This is a genomic window from Arthrobacter sp. UYP4, from assembly GCF_057291175.1.
The window spans coordinates 1779852-1805312 of record NZ_JBXAVU010000001.1 but is presented as its reverse complement, the minus strand read 5'-3'; the positions used below and the strand labels follow the sequence as shown (position 1 = coordinate 1805312).

General features: G+C 69.7%; 23 protein-coding genes, 1 pseudogene and 2 riboswitches. Of the genes and pseudogenes, 7 read left to right on the top strand and 17 right to left on the bottom strand.

All coding sequences use genetic code 11. The annotated features are described in order from the left end of the window. Positions 1–13: 13 nt before the first annotated feature. Together AC0Z9V_RS08460 and AC0Z9V_RS08455 are read right to left on the bottom strand one after the other, a co-directional pair. Positions 14–661 carry a 4a-hydroxytetrahydrobiopterin dehydratase gene (locus AC0Z9V_RS08460; protein ID WP_459268011.1) on the bottom strand — a complete coding sequence of 216 codons (648 nt, stop codon included), beginning with the start codon at positions 659–661 and terminating at the stop codon, positions 14–16. A gap of 137 nt (positions 662–798) precedes the next feature. Beyond that, the gene (locus tag AC0Z9V_RS08455) at positions 799–1641 is read right to left on the bottom strand and encodes an SRPBCC family protein (protein WP_459268012.1); all 843 of its coding nucleotides are present in this window, start codon (positions 1639–1641) and stop codon (positions 799–801) included. A gap of 212 nt (positions 1642–1853) precedes the next feature. Between AC0Z9V_RS08455 and AC0Z9V_RS08450 the strand changes: the two genes are divergently transcribed. The 3 genes from AC0Z9V_RS08450 (at position 1854) to AC0Z9V_RS08440 (ending at position 5805) form a co-directional block, all read left to right on the top strand. Beyond that, positions 1854–2909, top strand: a complete 1056-nt coding sequence (locus tag AC0Z9V_RS08450; protein WP_459268013.1) for a phosphatase PAP2 family protein — start codon at positions 1854–1856, stop codon at positions 2907–2909. 194 nt (positions 2910–3103) lie between these two features. Next, on the top strand, positions 3104–4585 hold the full coding sequence (locus tag AC0Z9V_RS08445) for an amino acid permease (protein ID WP_459268014.1): 1482 nt from the start codon (positions 3104–3106) through the stop codon (positions 4583–4585). Between the two features lie 92 nt (positions 4586–4677). Then, positions 4678–5805: an FUSC family protein gene (locus AC0Z9V_RS08440; protein WP_459268015.1), complete on the top strand. Its 1128-nt coding sequence runs from the start codon at positions 4678–4680 to the stop codon at positions 5803–5805. Between the two features lie 56 nt (positions 5806–5861). On the opposite strand, the gene AC0Z9V_RS08435 is transcribed toward AC0Z9V_RS08440, so the two are convergent. After that, positions 5862–6122 carry a DUF4235 domain-containing protein gene (locus tag AC0Z9V_RS08435; protein WP_133081313.1) on the bottom strand — a complete coding sequence of 87 codons (261 nt, stop codon included), beginning with the start codon at positions 6120–6122 and terminating at the stop codon, positions 5862–5864. Positions 6123–6272: 150 nt separating this feature from the next. Further along, a riboswitch (TPP riboswitch) is annotated at positions 6273–6397 on the top strand. A gap of 59 nt (positions 6398–6456) precedes the next feature. Here AC0Z9V_RS08435 and AC0Z9V_RS08430 point away from each other — a divergent pair. Genes AC0Z9V_RS08430 through AC0Z9V_RS08420 form a run of 3 tightly spaced genes read left to right on the top strand, consistent with a single transcriptional unit; the run spans position 6457 to position 9346 of the window. Continuing rightward, entirely contained in the window at positions 6457–7065 is a 609-nt protein-coding gene (locus AC0Z9V_RS08430; protein ID WP_133081312.1) for an ECF transporter S component, read from the top strand. After that, on the top strand, positions 7062–8552 hold the full coding sequence (locus AC0Z9V_RS08425) for an ABC transporter ATP-binding protein (protein ID WP_459268016.1): 1491 nt from the start codon (positions 7062–7064) through the stop codon (positions 8550–8552). The genes AC0Z9V_RS08430 and AC0Z9V_RS08425 overlap by 4 nt, the downstream gene beginning before the upstream one ends. Then, positions 8549–9346: an energy-coupling factor transporter transmembrane component T family protein gene (locus AC0Z9V_RS08420; RefSeq protein ID WP_485141227.1), complete on the top strand. Its 798-nt coding sequence runs from the start codon at positions 8549–8551 to the stop codon at positions 9344–9346. Before AC0Z9V_RS08425 ends, AC0Z9V_RS08420 begins: the two co-directional genes overlap by 4 nt. 85 nt (positions 9347–9431) lie before the next feature. Here AC0Z9V_RS08420 and AC0Z9V_RS08415 read toward each other — a convergent pair whose 3' ends face one another. The 8 genes from AC0Z9V_RS08415 to AC0Z9V_RS08380 form a co-directional block, all read right to left on the bottom strand. Beyond that, positions 9432–10169 (bottom strand): amino acid ABC transporter ATP-binding protein, encoded by a 738-nt coding sequence (locus tag AC0Z9V_RS08415; protein WP_208741576.1) that lies wholly within the window; start codon positions 10167–10169, stop codon positions 9432–9434. Then, positions 10166–10936 (bottom strand): amino acid ABC transporter permease, encoded by a 771-nt coding sequence (locus AC0Z9V_RS08410; RefSeq protein WP_133081308.1) that lies wholly within the window; start codon positions 10934–10936, stop codon positions 10166–10168. Before AC0Z9V_RS08410 ends, AC0Z9V_RS08415 begins: the two co-directional genes overlap by 4 nt. 10 nt (positions 10937–10946) lie before the next feature. Continuing rightward, positions 10947–11864, bottom strand: a complete 918-nt coding sequence (locus AC0Z9V_RS08405; protein ID WP_485141289.1) for an ABC transporter substrate-binding protein — start codon at positions 11862–11864, stop codon at positions 10947–10949. A gap of 164 nt (positions 11865–12028) precedes the next feature. Beyond that, a riboswitch (SAM riboswitch) is annotated at positions 12029–12146 on the bottom strand. Between the two features lie 107 nt (positions 12147–12253). Further along, the gene (locus AC0Z9V_RS08400; protein WP_459268018.1) at positions 12254–13132 is read right to left on the bottom strand and encodes an aminodeoxychorismate lyase; all 879 of its coding nucleotides are present in this window, start codon (positions 13130–13132) and stop codon (positions 12254–12256) included. Between the two features lie 57 nt (positions 13133–13189). Continuing rightward, a complete protein-coding gene (yjfF, locus tag AC0Z9V_RS08395) occupies positions 13190–14203 on the bottom strand; it encodes a galactofuranose ABC transporter, permease protein YjfF (RefSeq protein ID WP_133081305.1) in 1014 nt (337 codons plus the stop codon). Continuing rightward, the gene (locus AC0Z9V_RS08390) at positions 14203–15234 is read right to left on the bottom strand and encodes an ABC transporter permease (RefSeq protein WP_208740302.1); all 1032 of its coding nucleotides are present in this window, start codon (positions 15232–15234) and stop codon (positions 14203–14205) included. Before AC0Z9V_RS08390 ends, yjfF begins: the two co-directional genes overlap by 1 nt. Next, positions 15231–16754 carry a sugar ABC transporter ATP-binding protein gene (locus tag AC0Z9V_RS08385; RefSeq protein ID WP_208740301.1) on the bottom strand — a complete coding sequence of 508 codons (1524 nt, stop codon included), beginning with the start codon at positions 16752–16754 and terminating at the stop codon, positions 15231–15233. Before AC0Z9V_RS08385 ends, AC0Z9V_RS08390 begins: the two co-directional genes overlap by 4 nt. A gap of 98 nt (positions 16755–16852) precedes the next feature. After that, the gene (locus AC0Z9V_RS08380; RefSeq protein ID WP_485141226.1) at positions 16853–17824 is read right to left on the bottom strand and encodes an ABC transporter substrate-binding protein; all 972 of its coding nucleotides are present in this window, start codon (positions 17822–17824) and stop codon (positions 16853–16855) included. A gap of 227 nt (positions 17825–18051) precedes the next feature. Between AC0Z9V_RS08380 and AC0Z9V_RS08375 the strand changes: the two genes are divergently transcribed. Next, positions 18052–19059, top strand: coding sequence for a LacI family DNA-binding transcriptional regulator (locus AC0Z9V_RS08375; protein WP_208740299.1), 1008 nt, complete (start codon positions 18052–18054; stop codon positions 19057–19059). 314 nt (positions 19060–19373) lie between these two features. Here the strand turns inward: AC0Z9V_RS08375 and AC0Z9V_RS08370 are convergent, their stop codons facing one another. The 6 genes and pseudogenes from AC0Z9V_RS08370 to AC0Z9V_RS08345 all read right to left on the bottom strand — a co-directional run bounded on the left by AC0Z9V_RS08370 (position 19374) and on the right by AC0Z9V_RS08345 (position 25398). Further along, complete coding sequence (locus AC0Z9V_RS08370) at positions 19374–19982, bottom strand: GNAT family N-acetyltransferase (RefSeq protein ID WP_133081300.1); 609 nt, start codon at positions 19980–19982, stop codon at positions 19374–19376. A 149-nt stretch (positions 19983–20131) separates the two neighbouring features. Then, the gene (gene nhaA / locus AC0Z9V_RS08365) at positions 20132–21490 is read right to left on the bottom strand and encodes a Na+/H+ antiporter NhaA (protein ID WP_485141225.1); all 1359 of its coding nucleotides are present in this window, start codon (positions 21488–21490) and stop codon (positions 20132–20134) included. 189 nt (positions 21491–21679) lie between these two features. After that, complete coding sequence (locus AC0Z9V_RS08360) at positions 21680–22135, bottom strand: arsenate reductase ArsC (protein WP_485141288.1); 456 nt, start codon at positions 22133–22135, stop codon at positions 21680–21682. Between the two features lie 120 nt (positions 22136–22255). Further along, positions 22256–23869 (bottom strand): annotated as a pseudogene (gene pabB, locus AC0Z9V_RS08355) (aminodeoxychorismate synthase component I); the annotation flags it as partial. 378 nt (positions 23870–24247) lie between these two features. Then, positions 24248–24865: a LysE family transporter gene (locus AC0Z9V_RS08350; RefSeq protein WP_208740255.1), complete on the bottom strand. Its 618-nt coding sequence runs from the start codon at positions 24863–24865 to the stop codon at positions 24248–24250. Positions 24866–24888: 23 nt separating this feature from the next. Then, positions 24889–25398, bottom strand: coding sequence for a low molecular weight protein-tyrosine-phosphatase (locus tag AC0Z9V_RS08345; protein WP_485141224.1), 510 nt, complete (start codon positions 25396–25398; stop codon positions 24889–24891). Positions 25399–25461: the final 63 nt, after the last annotated feature.

Below are 25461 nucleotides of genomic sequence, written 5' to 3'. Positions count from 1 at the left end.
CCGGACCGCCGGTTCAGCGGTCGAGCGTCGTGCAGACGCAGGCCCGGTTGCCCTCTGCATCGGCCAGGACGGTGAACGACGGCGCTGCGGCGTCGTCGACCACGGTGCCCCCGGCGGCGACCGCTGCGGCGATACGTGCTTCCGCCGCGTCGTGCGGTACCCAGACGTCGAGGTGGAAGCGCTGCCGCGGTGTCTCGTGCGCCCCGGTGTGCTGGAACCAGAGCAGGGGCACGCGCCCGGTCGGGTCGACGACGTCGTCCCCGGCCACGGCGTGTGCATCGCCGGTCAGCAGGGCGGCCCAGAACGGGCCGATGGCCGCCGGGTCGGCGGTGTCGAGGGCGAGTTCGACGACGGTGGGCGCTGCAGGATCGGCACTGATGCCCCGCCGTCCCGCCAGGTCGCTGATCCGCCGGGCGAGGTCGACATCGCGTCCCGTCACGCCGGAGGCGTCGTGGCTGACGAGTGTCAGATCGACATGGGGGTAGGCCAGGGCGATGTCCGGATGATGGCCGGCCGCCTCCGCCAGTTCACCGACCCCCGAGACGAAGGCCAGGCCGGTGGTGAAGTCCCCGGTCAGGAACCGGGCGTGCAGGGCCTGCGGCAGCTTCCGCCAGTCATCGAGGCCGGCGTCGAGGATCTCCTGCGTGCTGAGGATGGTCATGCCGCCAGTATGTCGCGGGCGCGCGGGGAGGGGAAGAGAAGGTCCCGGACCCCTGCCGGACACCTTCGGGAGGCATCCGGCAGCGGTCCGACCGGGCACCGGGCCCGGTGTCGATCGGGTACCTGCCGATCGGGTACCTAGAGTGCCCCGCCCGTCGTCCGGTTCTTGTCGAGGAGCGGATCGTCCAGGACGTCGGCGGTCCTGCCGGGCTCACCGGCTCCTGTTCCCGACCCCTCGGTGGAGACGCCCTCGTCGACCGGAACGAGCGTCTCCGCGCCGTGGGGCGAGAGGCCGTCGTCCGCGCCGGTGTACACCTCCGCGGCGCCGCCGTCCGCGGGCGTGATGGTGGCATCGGGCGTGGTGTCCCCGGTCGGTGCCTGGCTCTTCTTCCCGGCGGCGACACCGGCGGCCGCTGCGGCAGCTGCCAGGCCGATACCGGCTGCGACCTTGCCGGAGATCCCGGCCTTGCCGCTGTCACCACGGGACGCGGCGGCAGCCTCCACACCGGGCTCTCCGGCAACCGTGCCGGAGCCCACCGATCCGCGCCAGGCTCCGGTGGCATAGCCTTCGTCCTCGATGAACGCCTTGAACCGTTCCAGGTCGCCCTCGGCCTGGTTCTCCACGACGTTGAGCTTGTCGCCGATCTTCTCGACCAGGCCCTCGGGCTCGTACTCGAGCACCAGGTGGACCTGGGTCTGCCCGCCCCCGACGTCCTCGAACGACACCGAACCGGCATTCGTCGCGCCCTCGGTCGCGGCCCACGACACCCTGGCGTCCGGCACCTGCTCGAGGATCCTCGCTTCCCACTGCCGGCGGATCCCGCCGATCTCCACCACCCAGTTCAGGCGCTCCTCGTCGAGCTGCGTGACGGATCTGACGCCGCCCATGAAGTGGGGGAACTCCTCGAACTGAGTCCACTGGTTGTAGGCCACGCTGAGGGGTACGTTGACGAGAATCCGCTTTTCGACCTTCGTGCTCATGGCATCTCCTTCGGTTGGTCCGTGACATGACAGACAGGGATGACTGCCCATCCCAATTCATAAGCACGCTTAGCGTAACGTCAGAGCCCGCGGATTGGCGAGGCCCGGGGGCTGGAGAGCAGCCGGCGTCGCGCTGGTCGCACGCGTCGGACGGGATCATGCAATCAGCGAGAATCGCAACGATCGGCGCTGTGGGAAGCTAGTACTATCTGATGATGCTGAAACCCTCGACGTCGGCGTCGGTCCCGTCCGGGCTCTTTCGCGTCCCGTTCGCCGTTGCGGCCTCCTTCACCGTCCTCACCATCGGGACGGCCGTGGGCTTCGGACTGCCCCTGCGCGACCCGGACGGCTTCCTGGGTCCCAGCTATGTCCGCCTCCCCGCGATCCTGGCGCTGATGGTCCTCGCCGACGTCGCCCCACGGACGCTGCTGAGGCGGCCTTCCGTCCGCACCATCCATCGAGTCGCGGCGATCGAGTTCCATCGCCGCTGGCCCGTGTCACGGCTCGTGGTGACAGCCATGGGGCTGCTCACGTTCTACCTCGCGTACGTCTCGTACCGGAACATGAAAAGCTTCCTGCCGTTCGTCCGCGATCGGGTGGCGGATCCCCTCCTGCAGGCGAGCGACCGGTGGCTCACGGGCGGGCACCACCCGGGCGACGTGCTGCAGCAGATCCTCGGGACCGGGGTCAGCGCACATGTCCTGTCGAGTGTGTACGTGTCCTATCTGATCTTCGTCCCGATGTCCGTCGCTGCGGCCCTCGTCTGGTCCCGGCAGCTGTCGCAGGGCGCGTGGTACGTCGCCGCGCTGTCGTTCAACTGGATCCTCGGTGCGGCGAGCTACTACGCGATTCCCTCCCTCGGCCCGATCTTCGTCGAGCGGACCCACTTCACGGACCTGCCCCGCACGGCCGTCACGGATCTCGGGGAATCCCTGTACCGGAGCCGGGTGCGCGTCCTCGCCGATCCGCACGCCACGCAGTCGGTCCACGGCATCGCGGCCTTCGCCTCACTCCACGTCTCCGTGGTCTTCACCGCGGCCCTGGTGGCGCATCTGATCCGCCTGCCGGTCGTCCTGCGGGCGATCCTCTGGACGTACCTCCTGCTCACCGCCCTCGCCACCGTCTACTTCGGGTGGCACTACCTCGTCGACGTGATCGCCGGCTTCGCCCTGGGCGCGGTCGCGACGTGGCTGGCGTGGCAGGCGACCCGACCGCGCAGGCTCCTCCGCGACCTCCCGGTCGTCGAGGAGACGAAGGTACCCGCCTGAGGCCTCCGTCGCGCTCGCGGCCTCGAAGCACCCCTCGGGCGTGCGGCCGGCCGCAGGACGGACCCTCCGCGGGAGGCCGGAATTTGACTCCCGGTTCCGCACGGTTCAGGGTTTTATGTCAGTCCCAGTCCTCCACCCACGCGATCGCCGCGGCATCCCTGCATGCCCGCGGCCGCGGAAGGAACATCCACCCCATGCAGAACTCCGCATCCTCGGCGCCGCCCTCCACCCAGCACGCCGCTGGAGACTCCAGCCGGCCGCCCCACCTCACCCGGGCGCTGAGCAACCGCCACATCCAGCTGCTGGCCATCGGTGGTGCCATCGGCACGGGCCTCTTCATGGGCTCCGGCAAGACCATCTCCCTCGCCGGGCCCTCGGTCATCTTCGTGTACATGATCATCGGCTTCATGCTGTTCTTCGTCATGCGCGCCATGGGCGAGATCCTGCTCTCGAACCTCGAGTACAAGTCCTTCAGCGATTTCGCCGGTGACCTCCTGGGCCCGTGGGCCGGTTTCTTCACCGGCTGGTCCTACTGGTTCTTCTGGGTGGTCACGGGTGTCGCCGACATCGTCGCCATCGCCGGCTACGTCGACATCCTCGCCCCCGGCACCCCGCTCTGGATTCCGGCACTGGCCACGCCCGTGGTGCTCCTGCTCCTGAACCTGCCCACCGTGAAGGCCTTCGGTGAGGCCGAGTTCTGGTTCGCGATCATCAAGGTCGTGGCGATCCTCGCGCTGATCGGGACCGGCATCGTCATGATCGCCACCCGCTTCACCTCACCGGGCGGCTCGGTCGCGGACCTCGCGAACATCTGGAACGACGGCGGCATGTTCCCGCACGGACTCTTCGGCTTCATCCTCGGCTTCCAGATCGCCATCTTCGCCTTCGCCGGTATCGAGCTGGTCGGCACCGCCGCCGCGGAGACCAAGGACCCCGAGAAGACGCTGCCCCGTGCCGTGAACTCCATCCCCATCCGTGTACTGCTCTTCTACGTGGGAGCCCTCACGGTGATCATGGCGGTCAACCCCTGGCGGACCATCGATGCAGCGAACAGCCCGTTCATCGGCATGTTCACCCTGGCGGGCCTCGGGGTCGCCGCCGTCGTCGTCAACCTCGTGGTGCTCACCTCGGCGGCATCCAGCGCCAACTCGGGCATCTACTCGACCTCGCGCATGGTCTACGGCCTCGCGCAGGACGGCAACGCCCCGACGTCCTTCGGGAAGCTCAGCCCACGCAAGGTGCCGCAGAACGCGCTGCTGTTCTCCTGCATCTTCCTGCTCGCCGGCCTGATCCTGCTGTACTCGGGCGACTCCGTGATCGGCGCCTTCACCGTCGTCACCTCGGTGGCCTCGGTGCTGACCATGTTCGTGTGGTCCATGATCCTGCTCAGCTACCTGGCGTTCCGGCGCCGCCGGCCCGAACTGCACGAGCGCTCGACGTTCAAGATGCCGGGTTCGGCCTTCATGCCGTACGTGGTCCTGGCCTTCTTCCTGTTCATGCTCTTCGCGCTGGCACAAGCCGAGGACACCCGGCTGGCCCTGGTCGTGACACCGCTGTGGTTCATCCTGCTGGGTGCTGCCTGGTACCTGAACCGCAGGACACCGCTGCAGCAGGCCCGCATCGAGGAGCACAAGGCGACACTGCGGTCCGAGCGCTCCGCCGCTGCAGCCCGCTAGTCCCGCTCCATCCAATACGTGAGGACCGTCCCGCAGGGGGCGGTCCTTCGTCGTCCCGGGGTGTGCACAAGGGGGGATGTCATACTGCTGGGATGGCCAAGAACAGGATCCTCCGCGGCCGTGGCGTCCTCGCAGCCCGTCTCGACGACGACCTGAAGGAGCGGCTGCGCGCCGCCGTGGTCGATCCCCACCTCCTCCTCGCGGGCAAGGCCGCCCTCGCGGCTGCCCTTGCCTGGACCTTCGCGCTCGCCATCCCGGGAGAGGCCTCCCGGTATCCGTACTATGCTCCGCTGGGCGCCCTGCTGGCGATGTACCCGACGGTCGCGGGAACGCTCAAGTCAGGTCTGCAGACGGTCGCCGGACTCACGATCGGGATCGTCCTGGCTCACATCGCGGTCTGGGCGGGAGACCCCAACTGGCTGACGATCGCCTTCGTCGTCGGAGCGGGCGTGCTTCTCGCCGGCCCCCTGAAGAGGACTGCGGGCGGCGGCTCGGGGATCGCGTCCGCCGGGCTGTTCGTCCTGGTCATCGGCAACGAGAACCTGGGGTACTCGCTGGGCTACTTCGTGCAGACCGTCGTGGGCGTGGGCGTGGGCGTCGCCGTCAGCGCGCTGATCCTGCCGCCGCTCAACCTGAACGACGCGGTGGGGCAGATGAGCCGGCTCCGCAGGACGGCTGCACGTCAGCTCCAGGAGATGGGCGAGGCCCTGCAGGAGGACTGGCCGGCGGACGACCCGCGCTGGCCCGAACGGCGGGACGACCTCACCGCCACGGCACGGAATGCCCGCGAGGCCCTGCAGTTCGCGGACGAGAGCAGGAAGGGCAATCTCCGGCGGCGCTTCCACCCGCACGACGCCCGCCGCGACCACCGGCACGTCGAGGTCCTCGAGACCGTGGCGATCCACACGCTGAACATCACCAACATGCTGCAGGACGCGCTCCATGGGACCTCCCGTGAGCACCCCCTGCCCGCCGCGGTCCGGCCGCCCCTGCAGCAGGCGTTCACCGCCGTCGGCGACGTCCTGGACCTGTGGACGGTGGAGGACCTCGACGCCGAGGCGCTGCAGGTCGCCGAGCGGAGCCTGAAGGACCTCGAGATCAGCGCGTACGAGACCTCGTCGAAGGAGGTCCCCTTCGGTGCTGCGGCCGCGATCGGCATGAACCTGCACCGCATTCTGCAGACGGTCGCACAGGAGCAGCGGACCGACGGGGCCGACTGAACCCGGGAACGACGAGGGGCACCCCGGAGGGTGCCCCTCGATCCCCACGGGGCTGCTCAGGTCAGGTCGCGGCTCTTCGCGAACCGGTCGATGGCCTTCTGCGTGGAACGGTTCGTCAGCACCTGGATGGTGGTGCTGACCGCACCCGAGATGATCGCGAAGACGAGGGCCGAGCGCAGCGTGTTCTCCAGGCCGTCCTTGCTCTTCGGCGGCGCTTCGCCCGTGATCCTCTCCCAGAGGAAGTCGACGAGCTTGGTCCCCACATAGCCGGCGCCGACACTCATTCCTGCGCCGAGCAGCTTGAACAGTACGTTCATGGTCTCTCCTTCTTGTCCGATACTCCTGCGCCTAGCCTAGCGGCGGTGCGTACCCCGCCGCAGGGACGATCCGGCCCGCAAGCGGTTCCGGAGGTGCGGGGCCGAGCCCGGCGTCGCGGTCCACCGGTGTAGGATCGGTAGCGCTCAACCAACAAGCGACAGGGGAGCGCCGATCCGCAGCATGCTGCGGGGACGGGCGCTGAGAGTGCGGACCGCCGCAGACCCTCGAACCTGATCCGGCTAGTACCGGCGAAGGGAGTCGAGTTCTCAGAGTGCACGGCGCTGCTCCGGCGGCCCCGGCACTATCCCCTCCTGTACCTCAGGAGGATTCACCATGGCATCATCCACCGCCCTCAAGACCACCTCCGGGCGCACCCGCCAGTGGCGCGTCGTCGACATCGTGGTGGCCTCGGTCATCGCCGTCGCCGTCGGCGTCCTGTTCTTCGCCTGGTCCGCGGGATACTCCGGCATCAGCCTGCTGACGGCCGGTTTCCCGCCCCTGGCGGGCCTCTACTCCGGGGGCTGGCTGATCGCCGGCGTCCTCGGGGGACTGATCATCCGCAAGCCCGGTGCCGCCCTCTACTGCGAGATGCTCGCGGCGGCTGTGTCCGCCCTGATCGGCACGCAGTGGGGCGTGGGCGTCCTCGTCTCCGGAGCGATCCAGGGAGCCGGCGCCGAACTGGTCTTCCTGCTCTTCCTGTACCGGAAGTGGAACCTGCCGGTCGCGTTGCTGGCCGGCCTCGGCGCGGGCCTCGCCCTCGCGATCAGCGAGAACATCCTCTACAACGCGCTCTGGACCTTCGAGTTCAAGCTCCTCTACACCGTGTTCGCGGCCATCTCCGGCGTCGTCATCGCGGGCCTGCTCTCGTGGCTGGCCATGCGGGGCCTCGCGAGGACGGGTGCGCTGTCCTCCTTCGCCGCGGGCCGCTCGGCGGACGTGTGACGGCAGCACACCCACCGGCCGCGGGGGCCGTGCAGGTCAGCGCCCGCGGCTGGGGCTGGCGCCACGCGGGCCGGAAGGCCTTCGCGGCACGCCACCTCGACCTCGACATCGGGCCGGGAGAGCGCGTGCTGCTCCTCGGGGCGTCCGGGGCGGGCAAGTCGACCGTGCTGCACGGACTCGCCGGGGTGCTCGGCGCGCAGGACGAGGGCGAACAGGAGGGCGGACTCCTGCTCGACGGCGTCCCCCCGGCCGCGGCGCGGGGGAGGGCTGGGCTGGTGCTCCAGGACCCCGAGACGCAGGTGGTGCTCGCCCGCGTCGGCGACGAGGTGGCCTTCGCCGCCGAGAACCTCGCCGTGCCCCGCGAGGAGATCTGGCAGCGCGTCGGCAGGGCGCTCGACGACGTCGGCCTCGACCTCCCGCTCGACCACCCCACCACCGCGCTGTCCGGGGGGCAGAAGCAGCGCCTCGCGCTCGCGTCCGTCCTCGCGATGGAGCCCGGGCTGCTCCTGCTCGACGAACCCACCGCGAACCTCGACCCCGACGGCGTCCTCGAGGTGCGGGACGCCGTCGTCCGCGTCCTGGAGCGCACCGGTGCCACGCTCGTCGTCGTCGAGCACCGCGTGGCGGTCTGGGCCGATGTGGTGGACCGCGTGATCGTGCTCGACGCCGGGGGAGGCGTCCTCGCCGACGGTTCCCCCGCGGACATCCTGGGGCACGAGGCCACGCGTGCCGGGCTGGCACGCGCCGGCGTCTGGGTCCCGGGCCGGCGGCCGCCCCTGGGAGGGCCCGTACCCGGCGCCGGTGGCGGCCCGCTGCTGTCGGCGCGCTCCCTCACGGTGGCCAGGACCAAGCGGGGCCCCGCGGCCGTCGAGGACCTCGACCTCCGGGTGCACGAGGCGGAAGCACTGGGCATCACCGGGCCGAACGGCGCCGGGAAGTCGACGGCGGCGCTCACGCTCGGCGGCCTGCTCCGGCCGCGCGCCGGCCGGGTGGACGCCGCGCCTCCGCTCGCCGGAGCGGCGGGCAGCGACCCGTTCCGCTGGCGGTCGGCCCAGCTCGTGCAGCGGATCGGCACGGTCTTCCAGGAGCCCGAGCACCAGTTCCTCACGGCGTCCGTGGGCGAGGAACTGGAGTTCGGGCCGCGACGCGTCAGCGGGACCGCCGATCCGCGGCGGATCACCGAGCTGGCCGAGCGCCTCCGCCTCACCCATCTGCTGAAGGCCAATCCGTTCACGCTCTCCGGCGGCGAGAAGCGGCGGCTGTCGGTCGCGACGATGCTCGCCACGGCCCCGCGCCTCCTGATCCTCGACGAGCCCACCTTCGGCCAGGACGCCGGGACCTGGGCCGAACTCGTCACCCTGCTGCGCGAGCTGATCGACGACGGCGTGGCCGTCGTCTCCGTCACGCACGACGCCGATTTCATCGCCGCCCTCGGCGGCAGGACCCTGCACATCGCCGACGGGGCGGGACGGCTGGTGGCCCGATGAGCACCGATCACCTGACCCCGGTGCTGACCGGGAAGACGCTCCTGCGCGCCAACCCCGTGTCCAAGCTGTTCGCCGCCGCGGTCATCACGCTCGCCCTCATGGCGAGCATCGACTGGGTCAGTGCCGCCGTGGTCCTGGCCTGCGAGCTCGCGCTGATGCCGCTGCTGGGCATCAGTGCGTGGGGCCTCGCCCGGCGCATCTGGCCCCTGCTGGTCGCGGCGTCGATCGGCGCCTACGGCACCGCGCTGCTCGCGGAGAAGAGCGGAACGGTACTGATCGACGTCGGGCCGTTCCTCTTCACCGAGGGCTCGGTGGCGGCCGGGGTCGCGGTCGGGCTGAGGGGGCTCGCGCTCGCGCTGCCCGGCATCTTCCTCCTGCTCACCACGGACCCCACGGACCTGGCCGACGCCCTCGCCCAGAAGCTGCACCTGCCGCACCGCTTCGTCCTCGGCGGGCTGGCCTCGCTGCGGCTCGTGGGCCTGCTCCTGGAGGAGTGGGAGTCCCTCGGACTGGCACGCCACGCGCGGGGCATCGGTTCGGACGGCTCCGTCGTCGCGCGCACGCGGAATCTGCTGGGGCAGTCCTTCGGGCTGATCGTCCAGGCGATCCGGCGTGCCACGCGGCTCGCGACGGCGATGGAGGCGCGCGGTTTCGGCGATGCGACGCGCACCTGGGCGCGGACCAGCACGTTCTCGTCCCTCGACCTCGGCGTCGCCGCCGTCGGGCTCGTGGTCGCGGCGGGCGCGGTAGCGGCGGCGGTCCTGGCCGGGACCTGGAACTTCCTCCTCTCCTGACCGGGAGGCGCCGGACATGCCACAGGGGCTCCGCGGATGCGGAGCCCCTGTGGCATGCGAGCGGATCCCGGCCCCGGCAGGACCGCTAGAGGACGTCCGAGAGGAACGACCTCAGGCGGGGCGTCTGCGCGTCGTCGAAGATCGCGGACGGTGGTCCCGACTCCACGACGACGCCGCCGTCCATGAACGTCACGGTGTCCGAGACGTTGCGTGAGAAGCCCATCTCGTGCGTGACGACGACCATGGTCATGCCCGCCGAGGCGAGGTCCGCCATGAGGGCGAGGACGCCCTTCACGAGCTCCGGGTCCAGCGCGGACGTGGCCTCGTCGAAGAACATCACCTCGGGGTCCATGGCCAGCGCCCGCGCGATCGCCACGCGCTGCTGCTGCCCGCCGGAGAGGTTGCCCGGCCGGACGTCGGCCTTGTGCTTGAGGCCCACCAGGTCGAGCTGGGCGAGGGCCTTCTCCCGTGCCTCGCCGGCGGACATCTTCCGGAGCTTGCGCAGCGCCAGGGACACGTTGTCCAGCACGGTCTTGTGCGGGAAGAGGTTGAACTGCTGGAACACCATGCCGATGCGGCGGCGCAGCTCGTCCGGGTTGTCCTTGAGGACGGAGCGGCCGTCGAGCAGGATATCGCCCTGGTCGGGTTCGATCAGCCGGTTGAGGACACGCAGCAGGGTGGACTTCCCGGAGCCGGACGGCCCGATGACCGACGCCGTCGTCCCCCGTTCCACGTGCAGGTCGATCCCGCGCAGCACGTGGTTGGAGCCGAAGGACAGGTGCAGGCCCTTGCCCGTCAGTGTTCCCGATTCGATGGTCTTCATGCCTTCGCTCCTCCGCTCGTCGGAATCACCGCGGCCAGTTCGTCCGGTTCCGGTTTCTGCTTCCTGCCCACGCGGAGCCTGGTGTCGATGAAGTTGACCAGGTGCGTCAGCGGGATGGTCAGGCAGAGGTAGAGCACGCCGGCCGCGATCAGGGGCGAGAGGTTGCCGGTGTTGCTCGCGGCGTCGTTGCCCACCCGGAAGAGCTCGCGTTCACTGGCGACGAGGCCGATGAAGTAGATGAGCGACGACTCCTTGATGAGCGAGATGAACTGGTTGACCAGGGCGGGCAGCACGCGCCGCACGCCCTGGGGCACCACCACGAGCTGCATGGATGCGCCGTAGCTGAAGCCCAGCGCACGCGAGGCCTCCAGCTGACCCTTCTCCACGCTCTGGATGCCGGAGCGGAAGATCTCCCCGATGTAGGCCGAGGCGATCAGCGACAGGGCGAGGATGCCCAGCGGGTAGGGGCTGGTGCTGCCCGTGACCTGCCGGAGGATGGGACCGAGGCCCAGTCCGATGAGCAGGATGATCACGACGGCGGGGAGGCCGCGGAAGATGTCCGTGTAGATGCGTGCGATCCACCGGAGCACCCGGTTGCGGGAGATCCCCATGATCGCGAGGAGCATGCCGACGATCGTCCCGATGATCCCCGAGGCCAGGGCGAGCAGGAGGGTGTTGGGCAGTCCGACGGTCAGGAGGTCCGGCAGGACCGCGGCCATCGCCTCCCAGTCGAAGAACGTCTTGCCGAGCTGTTCGAGGGCATCCATGCAGGGCCGGCTACTTTACGTCCACGGCTTTGCTGCCGGGCTTCCAGTCGGTGGGCATCTCGCGGTCCGGGTACCACTCCTTGGTGAGCTCGGACCAGGTGCCGTCGGCGATCACCGCGTCGAGGCCCGAGTTGAGGGCGTCGATGAGGGGCTGGTTGTCGCTGTTGACCGCGTACGCCGTGAAGTTCTCCGTGTTGATGATGGTCTCGGCGATCGTGGTGTCGTCGCCCTCCTTCACCTGGCCGGTGGCCTGCTGCGACGGGGCGACCCAGGCGTCCACCTGCCCGTTCTTCACGTTGGCGTACACCGTGTTGTAGTCCGGGAAGCGCACGGGCTCGAGGCCGAGGGTATTGGAGACGTAGTCGTCCTGGACGGTGCCCTGGACCACGCCGATGCGGGTGCTCTCCGAGAGGGAGTCGAAGCCGCTCACCGAGGAGCCGTTCTTCGTGACGACGGCCATGTAGCCGAAGTCGTAGCCGTTGGTGAAGCCGACGTTCTCGCGGCGGGCCGCCGTCGTCGAGATCGAGGAGGACCCGACGTCGAACTGCTTGTTCTGGACCTGCGCGAGGAGGGCGGAGAAGTCGGTGGAGGCGAACTCGACCTCGAGGTCGAGCTTCTCGCCGATGGCGCGCAGCAGTTCGTTGTCGTAGCCGGTGAAGACACCGTCCTCGAGGAAGATGTTCGGCGGGGCGTCCGAGAGCGTGCCGACGCGCAGGGTGCCGTCGGTGATGAGGCCGAGCCCGGACGTGTCGATCTCGTCGATCGGCGTGGTGTCCTCGGTGGTGTACTGGTCGAGCGACTGCTGGTCGCTGCCGGCCAGGGCGTCGGCGGATTCGGTGGGCGTGCTTCCGCTGTCACTGCCGCAGGAGACGGTCAGGGCGAGGAGCGGCACGGTGAGTGCAGCGAGGACCTTGCGGGAGATGTTCATGGTGTCCTTCATTTCGATGCCGGCCCGGGTGCGGGCGCTGGGTGTTCGGGGATGCCGGATGGCGGCAGGGGGAGGCTGCTGGCTGCTGGGTGACACGCTCGCTGTTCTGGGCTGTGCGCGCTGTGGCGGTGGTGTCCTCCGTCTACCTCGGGACAGGCCGCACGACGCCGTACTTGCCAACCGGGGGACTTGGCCCGGCGGCCGAATCTTCACCTGGAGCACCCCACTACGGGAGAGGGTTGCTGTCCAGCCGGCCAGGGCCGATGGCTGGAACTCTTGATTTCAGGAAAACGGTAGGGCAGCACGAAGCGTCGGGTCAAAACGCGGATGCCGGGAAAGTGGTGTTTGACGTAGCAAAGGGCCCCGGAGGGGCCCTTTTGTGGTGGAGATTACACGAAACGATCCACCAGTCCGGTGAGTTCTGCGGTCAGGGCGGCGGAGGTCCGGAGCTCCGTGCCGTCCAGCGAGAGGACCGGCGCGAGGAGCCGGATGCTCGAGATCAGCCACACGGCGTCGGCGTCGAGGAGGTGGTGCGGTTCCAGCGGTCCGTAGCCGAGCTCCCACCCCTGTTCCCGGGCTGCGGCGAACAGTGCGCTCTGGGAGGTGCCCGCCAGGATGCCGCTCTCGAGCTGCGGCGTGAGGAGCGTCTTCCGACCGTCGCGGTCGTACGCGAGGAGCACGGTGGAGGTGGGGCCCTCGAGGACCTTCCCGTCCGAGGAGATGAAGATGACGTCGTCGGCGCCGTGCGCCTTCGCATGGCGGATGGCGGCCATGTTGACGGCGTAGGAGAGCGTCTTCGCCCCCATCAGCAGCCAGGGAGCACGCTGCGCCACCGTGCTGTCGTAGCCGCGCTCGAGGAACAGCACCTTCAGGCCTGCCTCCCGCTGCGCCAGGGTCGACGCCGGAACGGGTGCCACCGAGACCCAGGCCGTGGCCCGGCCGGCACCCTCGACGCCGCGGGTGGCGACGAGCTTCACGACGGCATGGTCCTCACCCGGTTCCGCTGCCGAGAACTCCCGCAGGCCGGTGCGGATGGCACGGCTCCAGGCCTCGGCGTCGGGCACCGACAGGTCGAGGGCCGCGGCCGACGACGCGAGTCTCGCGAGGTGCGCCTGCTCCTTGCGGGGGGATCCTCCGACGGCGAGGAGCGATTCGAAGATGCCGTCACCGCGGGTGGCGCCCAGATCGGTGGCCAGGAGCTGCGGCTGGGACGCGTCGACGACCCTGCCGTCGTCGTGGGCCGGGTCGAGGAACACGAGAACAGTCATGCGCTCCAGCGTATCGGCTGGGTCGCGGGAGCGGGGCGGACCGGTGCGGCGGGGCCGTCAGGTGAGTCTGGCCTTCCGCGTGAAGAGTTTCTGCAGCAGGATGAAGGCGAGGAGAAGCGCGCCGATCACGATGCGCGTCCACCAGGAACTCAGCGTCCCCTCGTAGGAGATGAAGGTCTGGACGATGCCGAGGATGAGCACCCCGGCGAGGGAGCCGAGGACGTAGCCGTATCCTCCGGTGAGCAGCGTGCCGCCCACGACCACCGCGGCGATCGCGTCCAGTTCCAGGCCCGTGCCCGCCAGGCTGTACCCGGAAAGGCTGTAGAACGAGAAGAGGATCCCGGCCACCGCCGAGCACAGCCCGCTGATCCCGTAGACGAGGACCTTGGTCCGGGGGACGGCGAGTCCCATGAGCAGCGCCGAGGATTCGCCGCCGCCGATCGCGTACACCGTCCGGCCGAAGCGGGTCTGGTGCAGGACGTAGAAGGCGACGGCGACGACCACCAGTGCGATCACGACGCCGGGGGAGATGAAGAGCCTGTCGGCCAGCGGGATCCTCGCCTGGGCCATCGCGGTGAAGAAGGGGTCGGTCACGGTGATCGAGTCGACGCTGATCATGTAGCAGAGGCCCCGTGCCAGGAACAGCCCGGCGAGGGTGACGATGAAGGGCTGGATCTCGAAGACCTGGATGACCAGCCCCATGAGAAGCCCGAAGGTCGCACCCGTCAGGATCACGAGGGCGATGACGGCTATCGGGTTCCACCCGGCCTGCAGGAGTGCTGCGGCGATCATCATGGAGAGCGCGACGACGGATCCGACCGAGAGGTCGATCCCGCCGGTGAGGATCACGAACGTCATCCCGACGGCGAGGACGATCAGGAAGGTGTTGTCGATCAGGAGGTTGAGGAACACCTGGCCGGAGAGGAACCCGGGGTACATCACGGCGCCGGCGGCGAACATCGCCAGGAACAACCCGGTCGTGGCGAGTGCCGGCGCGTAGCGCGCCTTGCCCTGGAGGCGGCTGATCCGGCTGCGGTTCAGCGGCGCCGGGGTGCGGGTGAGGACCGACATCAGATGGACACCTTCACTTCGGACTGTTCTGTCACGGGACGCCGGCGCCGGCCGAGCAGCGCCCGGGCCTTGCTGGACTGGAGGAGGCAGACGATGATGACGACCAGCGCCTTGAACACCAGGGTGACCTCGGGCGGGATCCCCAGCGTGTAGACGGTCGTCGTCAGTGTCTGGATGATCAGGGCGCCGACGAGGGTACCCACGAGGCTGTACCGGCCCCCCGCCAGGGAGGTTCCTCCGATGACGACGGCGAGGATGGCGTCCATCTCGATGTAGAGACCGGCGTTGTTGGCATCCGCGGCCGTCACATTGGAACTGATCATCAGGCCGGCGACGGCTGCGCACAGACCGCTGAAGACGTAGACGGTCCAGGTGATGTTGCGTGCGTTGAGCCCTGCCAGCCTGCTGGCGACCGGATTGATGCCCACCGCTTCGATGAGCGTTCCGAGGGCGGTACGCCGCGTCAGCAGCCCGGCCACGCCGAAGGCGACCGCCGCAATGAGGATGGAGATCGGGAGGCCGAGGAAGAATCCGGCGCCGATCGCCTGGTAGGAGTCGTTGGACACGGAGATGATCTGGCCGTCGGTGACGAGTTGCGCCAGTCCCCGCCCGGCCGTCATGAGGACGAGGGTGGCGATGATGGGCTGGATGCCGACCACCGAGACGAGGAAGCCGTTCCACAGACCGAGGGCCAGTCCCACCGCCACGGCGATGACCACCGCCACCGCCGCCGTGCGGAAGGAGGAGGGATCCGGGGAGTTGTAGATGTAGGTGCAGGAGACCGCCCCGGAGATGGCGGCCACGGCTCCCACGGACAGGTCGATACCGCGCGATGCGATGACGAGCGTCATGCCCAGGGCGATGAGGATCGTCGGTGCACCGTTCCGGAGGATGTCGATGAGGCTCCCGAACAGGTGCCCGTCCTGGACGCGCACGGCCAGGAAGTCGGCGCGGAAGAGCTGGTTGAGGAGGAGCAGGAGGACCAGTGCGAGTACGGGCCAGGTCAGCCGGTGCTTCAGGAGGGCGTTCATGCGTTCGTCCCCGCGATGATCGTCATGACGTCTTCCATGGTGACTCCGTCGTTGGCCAGGTCGGCGACCATCTCCCGGTCCTTGAGCACGGCGATCCGATCGCTCAGCCGGAGCACTTCCTCGAGCTCGGCCGAGATGAAGATGATGGACATGCCGTCGGAGGCGAGGGTGCTGATGAGCTTCTGGATCTGCGTCTTCGCGCCGATGTCGATGCCCCTGGTGGGTTCGTCGAGGATCAGCAGCCTGGGGTTCGTGATGAGCCAGCGGGCGAGCAGCACCTTCTGCTGGTTGCCGCCGCTCAGATTTCGAATCAGGGCGTCCTTGCTGGCCGGACGGATGTCCAGGGCCCTGATGAACTTCTCGGCCAGCTGGTCCTGCGTCGCCCGGGGGATCCGCCTCAGCCATCCCTTGCTGGCCTGCATGGCCAGGACCAGGTTGTCGCGGACGGACAGGTCGCCGATCAGTCCTTCCTCCTTCCGGTTCTCCGAGGAGAAGGCGATCCCCCGGTCGATCGCGGAGCGGGGAGTCCGGAGCGTCCGGACCGTTCCGCCGATCCGCAGGCTGCCCTGATCGGACCGGTCGGCCCCGAAGAGCAGCCTCGCGGTCTCCGTGCGTCCGGAACCCAGCAATCCTGCCAGGCCGAGGATCTCACCGGCGTGGATGGCGACGGTGACGTTACGGACGGAGCCCTTGCGGCCGAGGCCCTCCGCCTGCATGAAGGGGGCATCCTGCGTGCGGTCCGACTGGCGGCGGCCCTCGGCGTCCTCGAGTTCGGCGAGGGCGTCCATCTCCTTGCCGATCATCTTCGAGATGAGTGCCATGCGCGGCAGGTCCCGGGTGAGGTATTCGCCCACCAGCTTCCCGTTGCGCAGGACGGTCATGCGGTCGGAGATCTCGTACACCTGCTCGAGGAAGTGGGACACGAAGAGGATGGCGACGCCACGGTCGCGCAGCGTCCGGATGACCGCGAACAGTTGCTGGACCTCGTCGGCATCGAGGCTCGAGGTGGGCTCGTCCAGGATGAGCACCCTGGCGTCCACCTGCACCGCCCGTGCTATCGCGACGAGCTGCTGGAGGGCGATCGAGTGGGAGGACAGGACGGACCCGGGGTCGATGTGCCCCAGCTGGAGCTGCCCGAGGACCTCCCTCGCCTTCCGGCGGACCTCCTTCCAGGAGATGCCCCCGCGCCTGCGCGGCTCCCGCCCCAGGAGGATGTTCTCCTCGACCGACAGGTTGGGGCAGAGATTGACCTCCTGGTAGACCGTGCTGACGCCTGCGGCCTGTGCCTCCGCAGGGGAGGTGAAGCGGTGGTCCGAGCCCATCACGGTGATCGTCCCGCCGTCGATCGCGTAGACGCCCGTCAGGGCCTTGATCAGTGTCGACTTCCCGGCGCCGTTCTCCCCCATCAGGGCATGGACCTCACCCTGGAACAGCCGGAGGTCGACTCCGTCGAGCGCCTTCACGCCGGGGAATTCGATGGAGATCCCGGCCATCGCGACCACGGGGACGATCTCGTTCATTGTCCTGCCCTTCTGTCGGGGATGCGGTGGCCCGGCCACCGCATCCCCCGTCGTCGACCCGGACACCCGCTTCCGGTGTGCCGGATCCGGTCGAGCTCCTAGTACTCGCGGCTGGCCAGGACTTCCTTGGCCTGCTCCGGGGTGAAGGCGGATTCCTCCGTGACGACGCGGGCGGGCACCTCCTCGCCGGCGACCACCTTCGCGGCCAGGTCCATCAGCTGCTCCCCGAGGAGGGGGTTGCACTCCACGATGTAGTTGATCTTGCCCTCGGACAGCGCCGTCATGCCGTCCTTGACGGCGTCGACGGTGATGATCTTGATGTCCTTGCCCGGCACCTTGCCCGCGGCTTCGATCGCCTCGATCGCCCCGAGTCCCATGTCGTCGTTGTGGGCGTAGACGACGTCGATGTCCGGGGTGTTCTTGAGGAACGCCTCCATGACCTGCTTGCCGCCGCTGCGGGTGAAGTCGCCGGTCTGGGACTCGACGATCGTGAGGTCGGGATCCGCCGCGATGGCCCCCTCGAACCCTTCCTTCCGGTCGATCGCGGGGGCCGCTCCCGTGGTGCCCTGCAGCTCGACGATGTTGATCGGGCCGTCCGTCGACGCCGAGTCCTCGACGAGCCAGTCGCCGGCCTTCTTGCCCTCCTCGACGAAGTCGGACCCGAGGAAGGTCTTGTACAGGGAGGTGTCGGCGGAGTCGACGGAGCGGTCCGTCAGGATCACGGGGATGTCGGCATCCTTGGCTTCCTTGAGGACGGTGTCCCAGCCCGACTCGACGACGGGCGAGAAGGCGATGACGTCCACCTGCTGCTGGATGTAGGACCGGATCGCCTTGATCTGGTTCTCCTGCTTCTGCTGCGCGTCGGAGAACTTGAGGTCGACGCCTGCCTCCTTGGCGGAGTCCTGGATCGACTTGGTGTTGGCCGTGCGCCAGCCGCTCTCGGCGCCCACCTGTGCGAAGCCCATGGTGATCCCGTCATCGGAACCGCCTCCTGCGTCCGAGCCGCCACCACACGCCGTCAGCGCGAGGGTGGTCGCTGCGATGACCGTCACGAAGGATTTCTTGAACACTGCTGCCTCCTGGAATTCGGAACCGCAGCAAGGAGCACCTGCACCGTCGTTGCTGCGCGGGCGTCGTGCCCTGGCTGCAATTGTGAACGCTAACAATTAGACGGTCAAGTGATTCCGGTCACATTTTCGACACGGAGCGGAACGCCTCGGAACGACGTCGCCGGGGGCGATACACGCTCCGGGTTTCGTGCATACTGGGACCACGTGGGGAGATGGGCGACAACTCGATGGCCGAAGTAACAGCACCGCGGGGACCGAGCCTCACGGACGTGGCGACGCTCGCAGGGGTCTCGCACCAGACGGTGTCCCGTGTGGTCAACCGGCACCCCAACGTCAGCGACGCGACCCGTCGGAAGGTGCGGGCGGCGATCTCGGAACTCGATTACCGTCCCAACGCCGCCGCGCGCTGGCTCGCCACGGGGCGGACCCATTCCATCGGCATCCTCGCCGGCGAACTGGCGCAGTACGGGCCGTCGAGCGTCCTCATGGGCATCCAGGACGCGGCCCGGAGTGCCGGCTACTTCCTGACCGTCGTGACCCTCAAGGACTACTCCGAGGCCGCCGTGGACGAAGGGCTGAGCGGGCTGCTCAACCACGGGGTCGAGGCCGTCGTCGCGGTCACCCCGCATGTCTCGGCCCTCGAGGTGCTCGCGAAGGTCCAGACCAGCATCCCGATGGTCATGGTGGGCGGCGGCGGCGGGATCGACGGCGACGTCTCGCTCGATCAGGAGGGTGGAGCGGCGCGGGCGGTGGAGCACCTCGTGGAGCTCGGACACCGCCGGATCGCGCACCTCGCCGGGCCGCTGGACTGGGTGGATGCGCAGCGCCGGGTGGACGGGTGGCGCAGGGTGCTGCGCGCACACCGGCTCGGGGACGGAGCGCTGTACCAGGGGGACTGGAGTGCGCGGTCCGGCTACGACGCCGGGATGCGGCTCGACGTCTCCGACGGCACCACCGCGGTCTTCGCCGGGAACGACCAGATGGCCCTGGGCCTGCTGAAGGCGCTGCGTGAGCGAGGCTGCAGCGTTCCCCGCGACGTGAGCGTCGTCGGGTTCGACGACGTTCCCGAAGCCGAGTTCTACGAGCCGTCGCTGACCACCGTCCGGCAGGAGTTCCACGACCTGGGCCGGTCCTGCATCGATGCCCTGATGGACCGCGGGGCCCGGAGCGCTGCGGACGCGGGCCCGCTGCGCCTGGTCATCAGGGGGAGCACGGGACCTGCCCTGCCGCACTGAGGGCGGCCCGATGGTCATGTCCCGGCGCATACCCTGCCGGGACGCAGGAGAGGCCGGACCGCATCCCGCGGTCCGGCCTCCGTCGAAGGGGAGTGCTACTTCTGGTCGCCGTCCTTGCCGTCGACGGTGTCCTTGGCCTTGTCGGCCATTCCACCGATGTCTGCCATGGAGTGACCCTTCAGTCGAACTGGTCCGCGGGCGCCCGTGACCGCCGCGGTCTGACCCCTCCATGGTGACCCGATCGCATGCCCGATGGTGCGGCGAACCCCTGGTTGACAACGGTGCTGACGTGTCCGCCGTCTCCGGATCCGGTCCTAGCCGCGGGGCCGCATCCGGTACAGCAGGCTGTCGCGGACCATGGGCCACTCGTGGGCGAGGATCGAGAAGACGACGGTGTCGCGCAGCTCCCCGTTCCGGGCGCGGGTGTGGCTGCGAAGGACGCCGTCCTGCCGGGCGCCGAGTCGCGAGATCGCCTCGCGCGACTGGTGGTTGAGCCAGTGCGTGCGGAACTCGACGGCGGGGCACCGGAACTCCTCGAAGGCGTGGCGGAGCAGGAGGTACTTCGATTCCGTGTTGGTCCCGGTCCGCTGGGCCGAGGCGGCGTTCCAGGTGGAGCCGATCTCGACGCGCGGGGTGTCCCGGTCGATGTTCATGTAGGTGGTCATGCCGATGATCCTGCCGGGCCCGCCGCTGCCCGGCTCGACGAGGCGTGTGGTGAAGGGCAGCATGGAGCCCGTGTCCTGCAGGGCGAGGCGCCGGTCGATCTCCTGCCGCATCCCCTCCCGGGTCGGCACGGAGGTGTACCAGAGGTTCCAGAGCTCGCCGTCGGCGGCCGCGGCCACCAGGCCGTCGTGGTGCTCGTGGGCGAGGGGTTCGAGGACGACGCGGTCTCCCCGCAGGGTGGTCGGTTCGAGGGAGGCCATGAACCGACCCTAGTGCGGGATCGTGCGCGCCGGGAGGCGCCACGGCGGTGTGGTTCCCTGCGGGCGGCTCGAGTTGCGGGCGGCATGGAATCGCAGGGCGGCCTGCCGATGCGCCGACGAGGCGGTGCCCCTGCCCGGACCAGGCGTGGTCAGGGGTGGTGGGGCTGCCCGTGCTGGTAGACGTCGGGGGTGCCGTCGTCGTCCGCGTCGATCTCCTCCTCGGCCTGGATGGTGCGGTAGTGCCTGTTGCGGCTGCGCAGGATGATCGCGGACAGGAGGGCCGCGGTCAGCGACGCGGTGAGGATGCCGACCTTGGCGTGGTCGTTCGTGGTCCCGCCGTCGCCGAAGCTCAGGTCGGCGATGAGGAGGGAGACGGTGAATCCGATGCCGGCGAGCAGGGCGACCCCGACCAGGTCCACCCACTTCAGGGACGCGTCGAGGGTGACGCGGGTGAGTCTGGTGAGCAGCCAGGTGGTGCCGACGATGCCGATGGGTTTGCCGGCCACCAGTCCGGCGATGATGCCCAGGGTGACGGGGTCGGTCAGGGCTGACAGGAAACCGCTCCAGCCGCCCACGGCCACGCCCGCGGAGAAGAACGCGAACACGGGCACCGCGAAGCCGGCCGAGAGGGGGCGGAAGCGGTGCTCGAAGATCTCGGACAGCCCGGGCCCTGCACCGGGTCCGCCGCTCGCCCGGCTGCGGATCACCGGTACGGCGAACCCGAGCAGGACTCCTGCGACCGTGGCGTGGATGCCCCCGGCATGCACGAGCGCCCAGACGGCGACGCCGATCGGAAGCAGGATGAACCAGGCCGCGGCGGGCTTCAGGCCGAAGAACCGCCGGTACTTCTGGGCGAGGACCGTGAACAGCGCCAGCGGGATCAGGGCCAGGAGCAGCGGCGCGAGGTGCAGGTCGTCCGAGTAGAACACCGCGATGATGGTGATGGCCAGCAGGTCGTCGACCACCGCGAGGGTGAGCAGGAAGATGCGCAGGGCGCTGGGGAGGTGGGAGCCGACGATGGCCAGGACCGCGACCGCGAACGCGATGTCGGTGGCCGTGGGTGTCGCCCAGCCCTGCAGGGTCTCGGGGCTGGAGAGGTTGATCGCCGCGTAGACGAGGGCCGGTACCGCGACCCCGCCGAAAGCTGCGGCGACCGGCACGACGGCCCTGGTGAAGCTGCGCAGATCCCCGGCGACGAACTCCCGCTTGAGTTCCAGCCCGACGAGGAAGAAGAAGACCGCGAGCAGACCGTCCGCCGCCCATGCCCCGAGGCTCAGCTCCAGATGCCAGGGCTCGTACCCGATCCGGAAGTCCCGCAGGGCGAAATAGCTTTCCGAGGCAGGGGAGTTGGCCCAGATCAGGGCCACGGCTGCGGCGAGGACGAGCAGGATCCCGCCGACGGTCTCCTTGCGGAGGATCTCGCCGATCCGCAGGACCTCCGAGTAGGAGCCTCGGCCCAGGATGCCGGATCGGGGTGCGGGTGTGGGCTCGGGTGCTTCTTCGGCCATGGGAGGGTTCCTCCTGGAATCGGGGTCGACGACACAATCTGCCGACCAGACTTCCCGGCTCACCGCACTCCACTCTACCCACCGGCACCGGCACGGGGAACATCCTGCTGCCACGCTGCTCGTGCCGTGCGGCGATCCCGGCCGCCGGAGCGGCTGCGGACGGTGTCGTCCGGCGCTGCGGAGCAGGTCCTAGCCGGGCAGGAGGTCCTCGATGAGGTGCTGGATGCGGCGCTTGATCTCGTCCCGGATCGGTCGGACGGATTCGACTCCCTTGCCGGCGGGGTCGTCGAGCACCCAGTCCTCGTACCGCTTGCCGGGGAAGTACGGGCACTCGTCCCCGCAGCCCATGGTCACGACGACGTCCGAGGCCTCCACCGCGTCGGTGGTGAGGATCTTCGGGGTCTCGGCGGCGATGTCGATGCCCTCTTCCGCCATGGCCTCCACCGCTGCGGGGTTGACCTGGCTCGCCGGCCGGGAACCGGCGGACAGCACCTCGATCCGTCCTTCGGAGAGGTGGTGCAGGTAGGCCGCGGCCATCTGGGAGCGGCCGGCGTTGTGGACGCAGACGAACAGGACGGAGGGCTTCACCGCAGAGGCGGTGTCCGCAGGTCCGGGTCCGGCCGGCGGGGTGGTGTCCGTGGTCATGAGGGTCTCCTGGTCGGGACGGGTCGGGACGGGATCGGGGAGCTGAAGGGGGTCGCCGACGGGCACGCGGTCGCCAGGGAAACCGGCACCCAGGGCCGAGAGGACACCGCGCGCCTTCGTCCGGACCTCGTCCCACTCCTCGGCAGGATCGGAATCGGCGGTGATCGCCCCACCGACGCCGAGCGTGAGGTGCGTGCCGCCGTCGTGCTCCCGCAGGACGAGGGTGCGGATGACGACGGCGAGGTCCGTGGCGCCGGTCAGGCTGAAGTATCCGGCTGCGCCGGAGTAGGGGCCGCGGGGAGCCTCCTCCAGGCCGTCGAGGATGGCCATGGTGCTGATCTTCGGTGCTCCGGTCATCGATCCGGCCGGGAACGCCGAGGCCACGACGCCCGCCCGGGCACTCCCGGGCCGGAGGCGCGCGTCGATCGTGCTGACCATCTGGTGCACGGTGGCGTAGGTCTCGATGTCGCACAGCCTGCTGACCGTGACGGATCCCGGCACCGCGTGGTGCGAGAGGTCGTTGCGCAGCAGGTCCACGATCATGATGTTCTCCGCGCGGTCCTTCTCCGACGAGCGCAGCTCCTCGCGGAGGAGGGCGTCGGTCGCCGGGTCCGCTGACCGGCCGCGCGTCCCCTTGATGGGCTCGGCCCGCATCCGGCCGTCGGCGGTCAGCTTCAGGAACCGCTCGGGGGACGTGCTCGCGACGGCGAAGCCCGGGAAGCGGAGGAAGGAGGCGAACGGGGCAGGGCTGCCGGTGCGGAGCCGGAGGTACGCGCCGAGCGGATCGAGGGCGTCCGTGCGGGCGGACAGCGAGGTGGTCAGGCACACCTCGTAGGTGTTCCCCTCGGTGATCTCCGCCTGGGCGCGGCGCACCTTCCCGAGGTACTCCTCGCGGGAGTCCCGGGCGGCGAACCGCGGCACGGGCACGGGCAGGGGGAGGGACGACGGGGCGGGGGCCGGCGTGGCGAGGGCCTCGCGCGCGTGGGCACGCCAGGCGCCGAGTTCGGCGTCGGGACGGCCGTCGGAGAGGGTCAGCAGGAACACGGCGCGCTCGGCGTGGTCGAGGACGACGGCGCGGCCGGCGAAGATCAGAGCGGCATCGGGGAGGGCCCCCTCGACCGGCGGGGTGGATCCGCCGCCCGTCTCCCGCTTCAGCTCGTAGCCCAGGTAGCCCAGCCAGCCCAGCCCGAACTCGCACCCGAGGCCCTCCGGGGTACGCACGGCCCGCCGACCCCAGGCGTCGTCGAGCCATCGGAAGAAGGGCTCGCGGATGCGCGTGGTGACCGCACCCGCCGTGATCTCGGTGACGCCGGCGCGATGCAGGGCCTGCTGCCCGAAGACGCCACCGGAATCGGCCAGGATGCTGAACCGGTTGCGCTGGTCCCGGCCGGTCGTTCCCGTGGCGTCGGAGCTGTCGAGCCACACCGCGGACGGGGAGGCCCCGTACAGCGTGGAGAACAGGGCGGCCGGGTCCGGCACCGCGTCGATGCGCTCGCAGTCCAGTGTCAGCCCGCGCCGCCCGGCACGTTCCGGAGCCAGCAGGACGGCGCAGGAGGGCAGCCCGGTGAGGGCCAGGCGCACGGCCTGCGGTGACGGCGGACCGCGGTGGCCCTGCACGAGGACGTCGGCGGCGGCAGCCGGATCGTCCTCCGCCAGCCAGGCGTCCTCCTGGTCCGCCCACCGCTGCCAGAAGGGCGCATAGGTGTCGCCGTCGCGTTCCAGTGCCGTGCGCATCCTGACCGCATCGGCCGCCTCGACCCAAATGACGGCGTCGAGGTGCGCGCGTGCCGCCGCGGCCGCGGCACCCACGCCTTCCAGGAGCACGATCTCCGCCGCCGGTGTCGTGTGCTCGGCGCCGTCCTGCCCCCGGTCCCAGTCCCAGGCATTCCAGCGGGCGGTCCGCCCTGCCGCCAGGGGACGCAGGACGCGCTCGACGTAGCGTGCCGTGCCGTCCGCGAGCCCGTCCCAGCCGGGGTAGACGTCCTCGAGGTGGAAGAGGCTGACGCTGTGATGCTCACGGAGGAGCGCGGCGAGCTCGACGGCGAGGGTCGTCTTGCCCGCACCGGACCGGCCGTCGATCGCGATGAGCAGCGGGGAGGAGGTGGGCATGGGTCAGGCCAGGGCGAGCAGCGCGCCGACGCCGACGAACAGCGACCCGAAGGTGCGGTTGAGGATCACCTGACCGCGGTCGTCGCGGGTGAAGCGCCGGAACGAGCGTGCCGTGCCGGCGTAGAAGAACCACATGACCAGGACGTCGATGGCGATGACGGTGGCTGCCAGCACGCCGTATTGGCCGAGCAGGGGCTGATCCGGGCGGATGAACTGGGGGATGAGGGCGAGGAAGAACACGATCGCCTTGGGGTTGAGCAGGTTCACCCAGACGCCGCGGCGGAACATCGAGAAGGCGCCCTCGCTGTGCTGCAGCGCCCGGACCTCGCTGTGCTCGGGCTTCTGCAGGAACTTCCGGATCCCGAGGTACACGAGGTAGGCGGCGCCGGAATAGCGGATCAGGTTGAAGGCGAGCGGGGAGTTGGTGACGAGGATCCCGACACCGGCCGCGGCGATGCCGATGTGGACGACCAGGGCCGCCTGCTGGCCGAGGATGCCCCAGATGGAACGCCGGAAGCCGACCGTCAGGGCGTTGCTCATCGTGTTCACGGCACCGGCACCCGGGACGAAGCTGATGAGCGTTCCGGCGCCGAGCAGCGCCAGCCAGAGGGAGGGATTCACCCGTTCATGGTAAGCGCCGGGCGTCAGCCCTCCGAACCGTCGGCGTCGAGCTCGTTCCGGACGTAACGCACCACGCCGTCCACCGCGCCGTCGACCATCTTCCAGGTGGCCTCGAAGTCGCTGGCATCGCCGTACCAGGGGTCGTAGATGCCGAGGTGGTCGAGCTCCGTGTCCGTGGTCGAGGGGTCGAACTCGCGCAGGAGGTGGATCCTGTCGCGCGCGTCGTCGTCGGGCGCGTCCCGGCGCAGCTCACGGTAGTGGTCGAGGTCGAGGGCGAGGATCAGGTCGCGCTCGCGGTACCAGTCCGGTTCGAACATGCGGGCCCGGTGCAGGTGGCTCTCGATGCCGAGCTCGGTCAGCTTGGCCGCGGCACGCTCGTCGATCGGCCTGCCGGCCTCCCAGTCGGTGGTCCCCGCGGAGTCGACGACCACGTCGTCCCCCAGGCCCGCCTTGCCGAACGCATGGGTCAGCATGAGTTCGGCCATGGGCGAGCGGCAGATATTGCCTGTGCAGACGGTGACGATGCGGTACATCCCGCCAGCCTAGCGGCGGTCGCGCTCCGCGGCCTGCCCCGGGCCGCATGCGCCGCGGTCCGG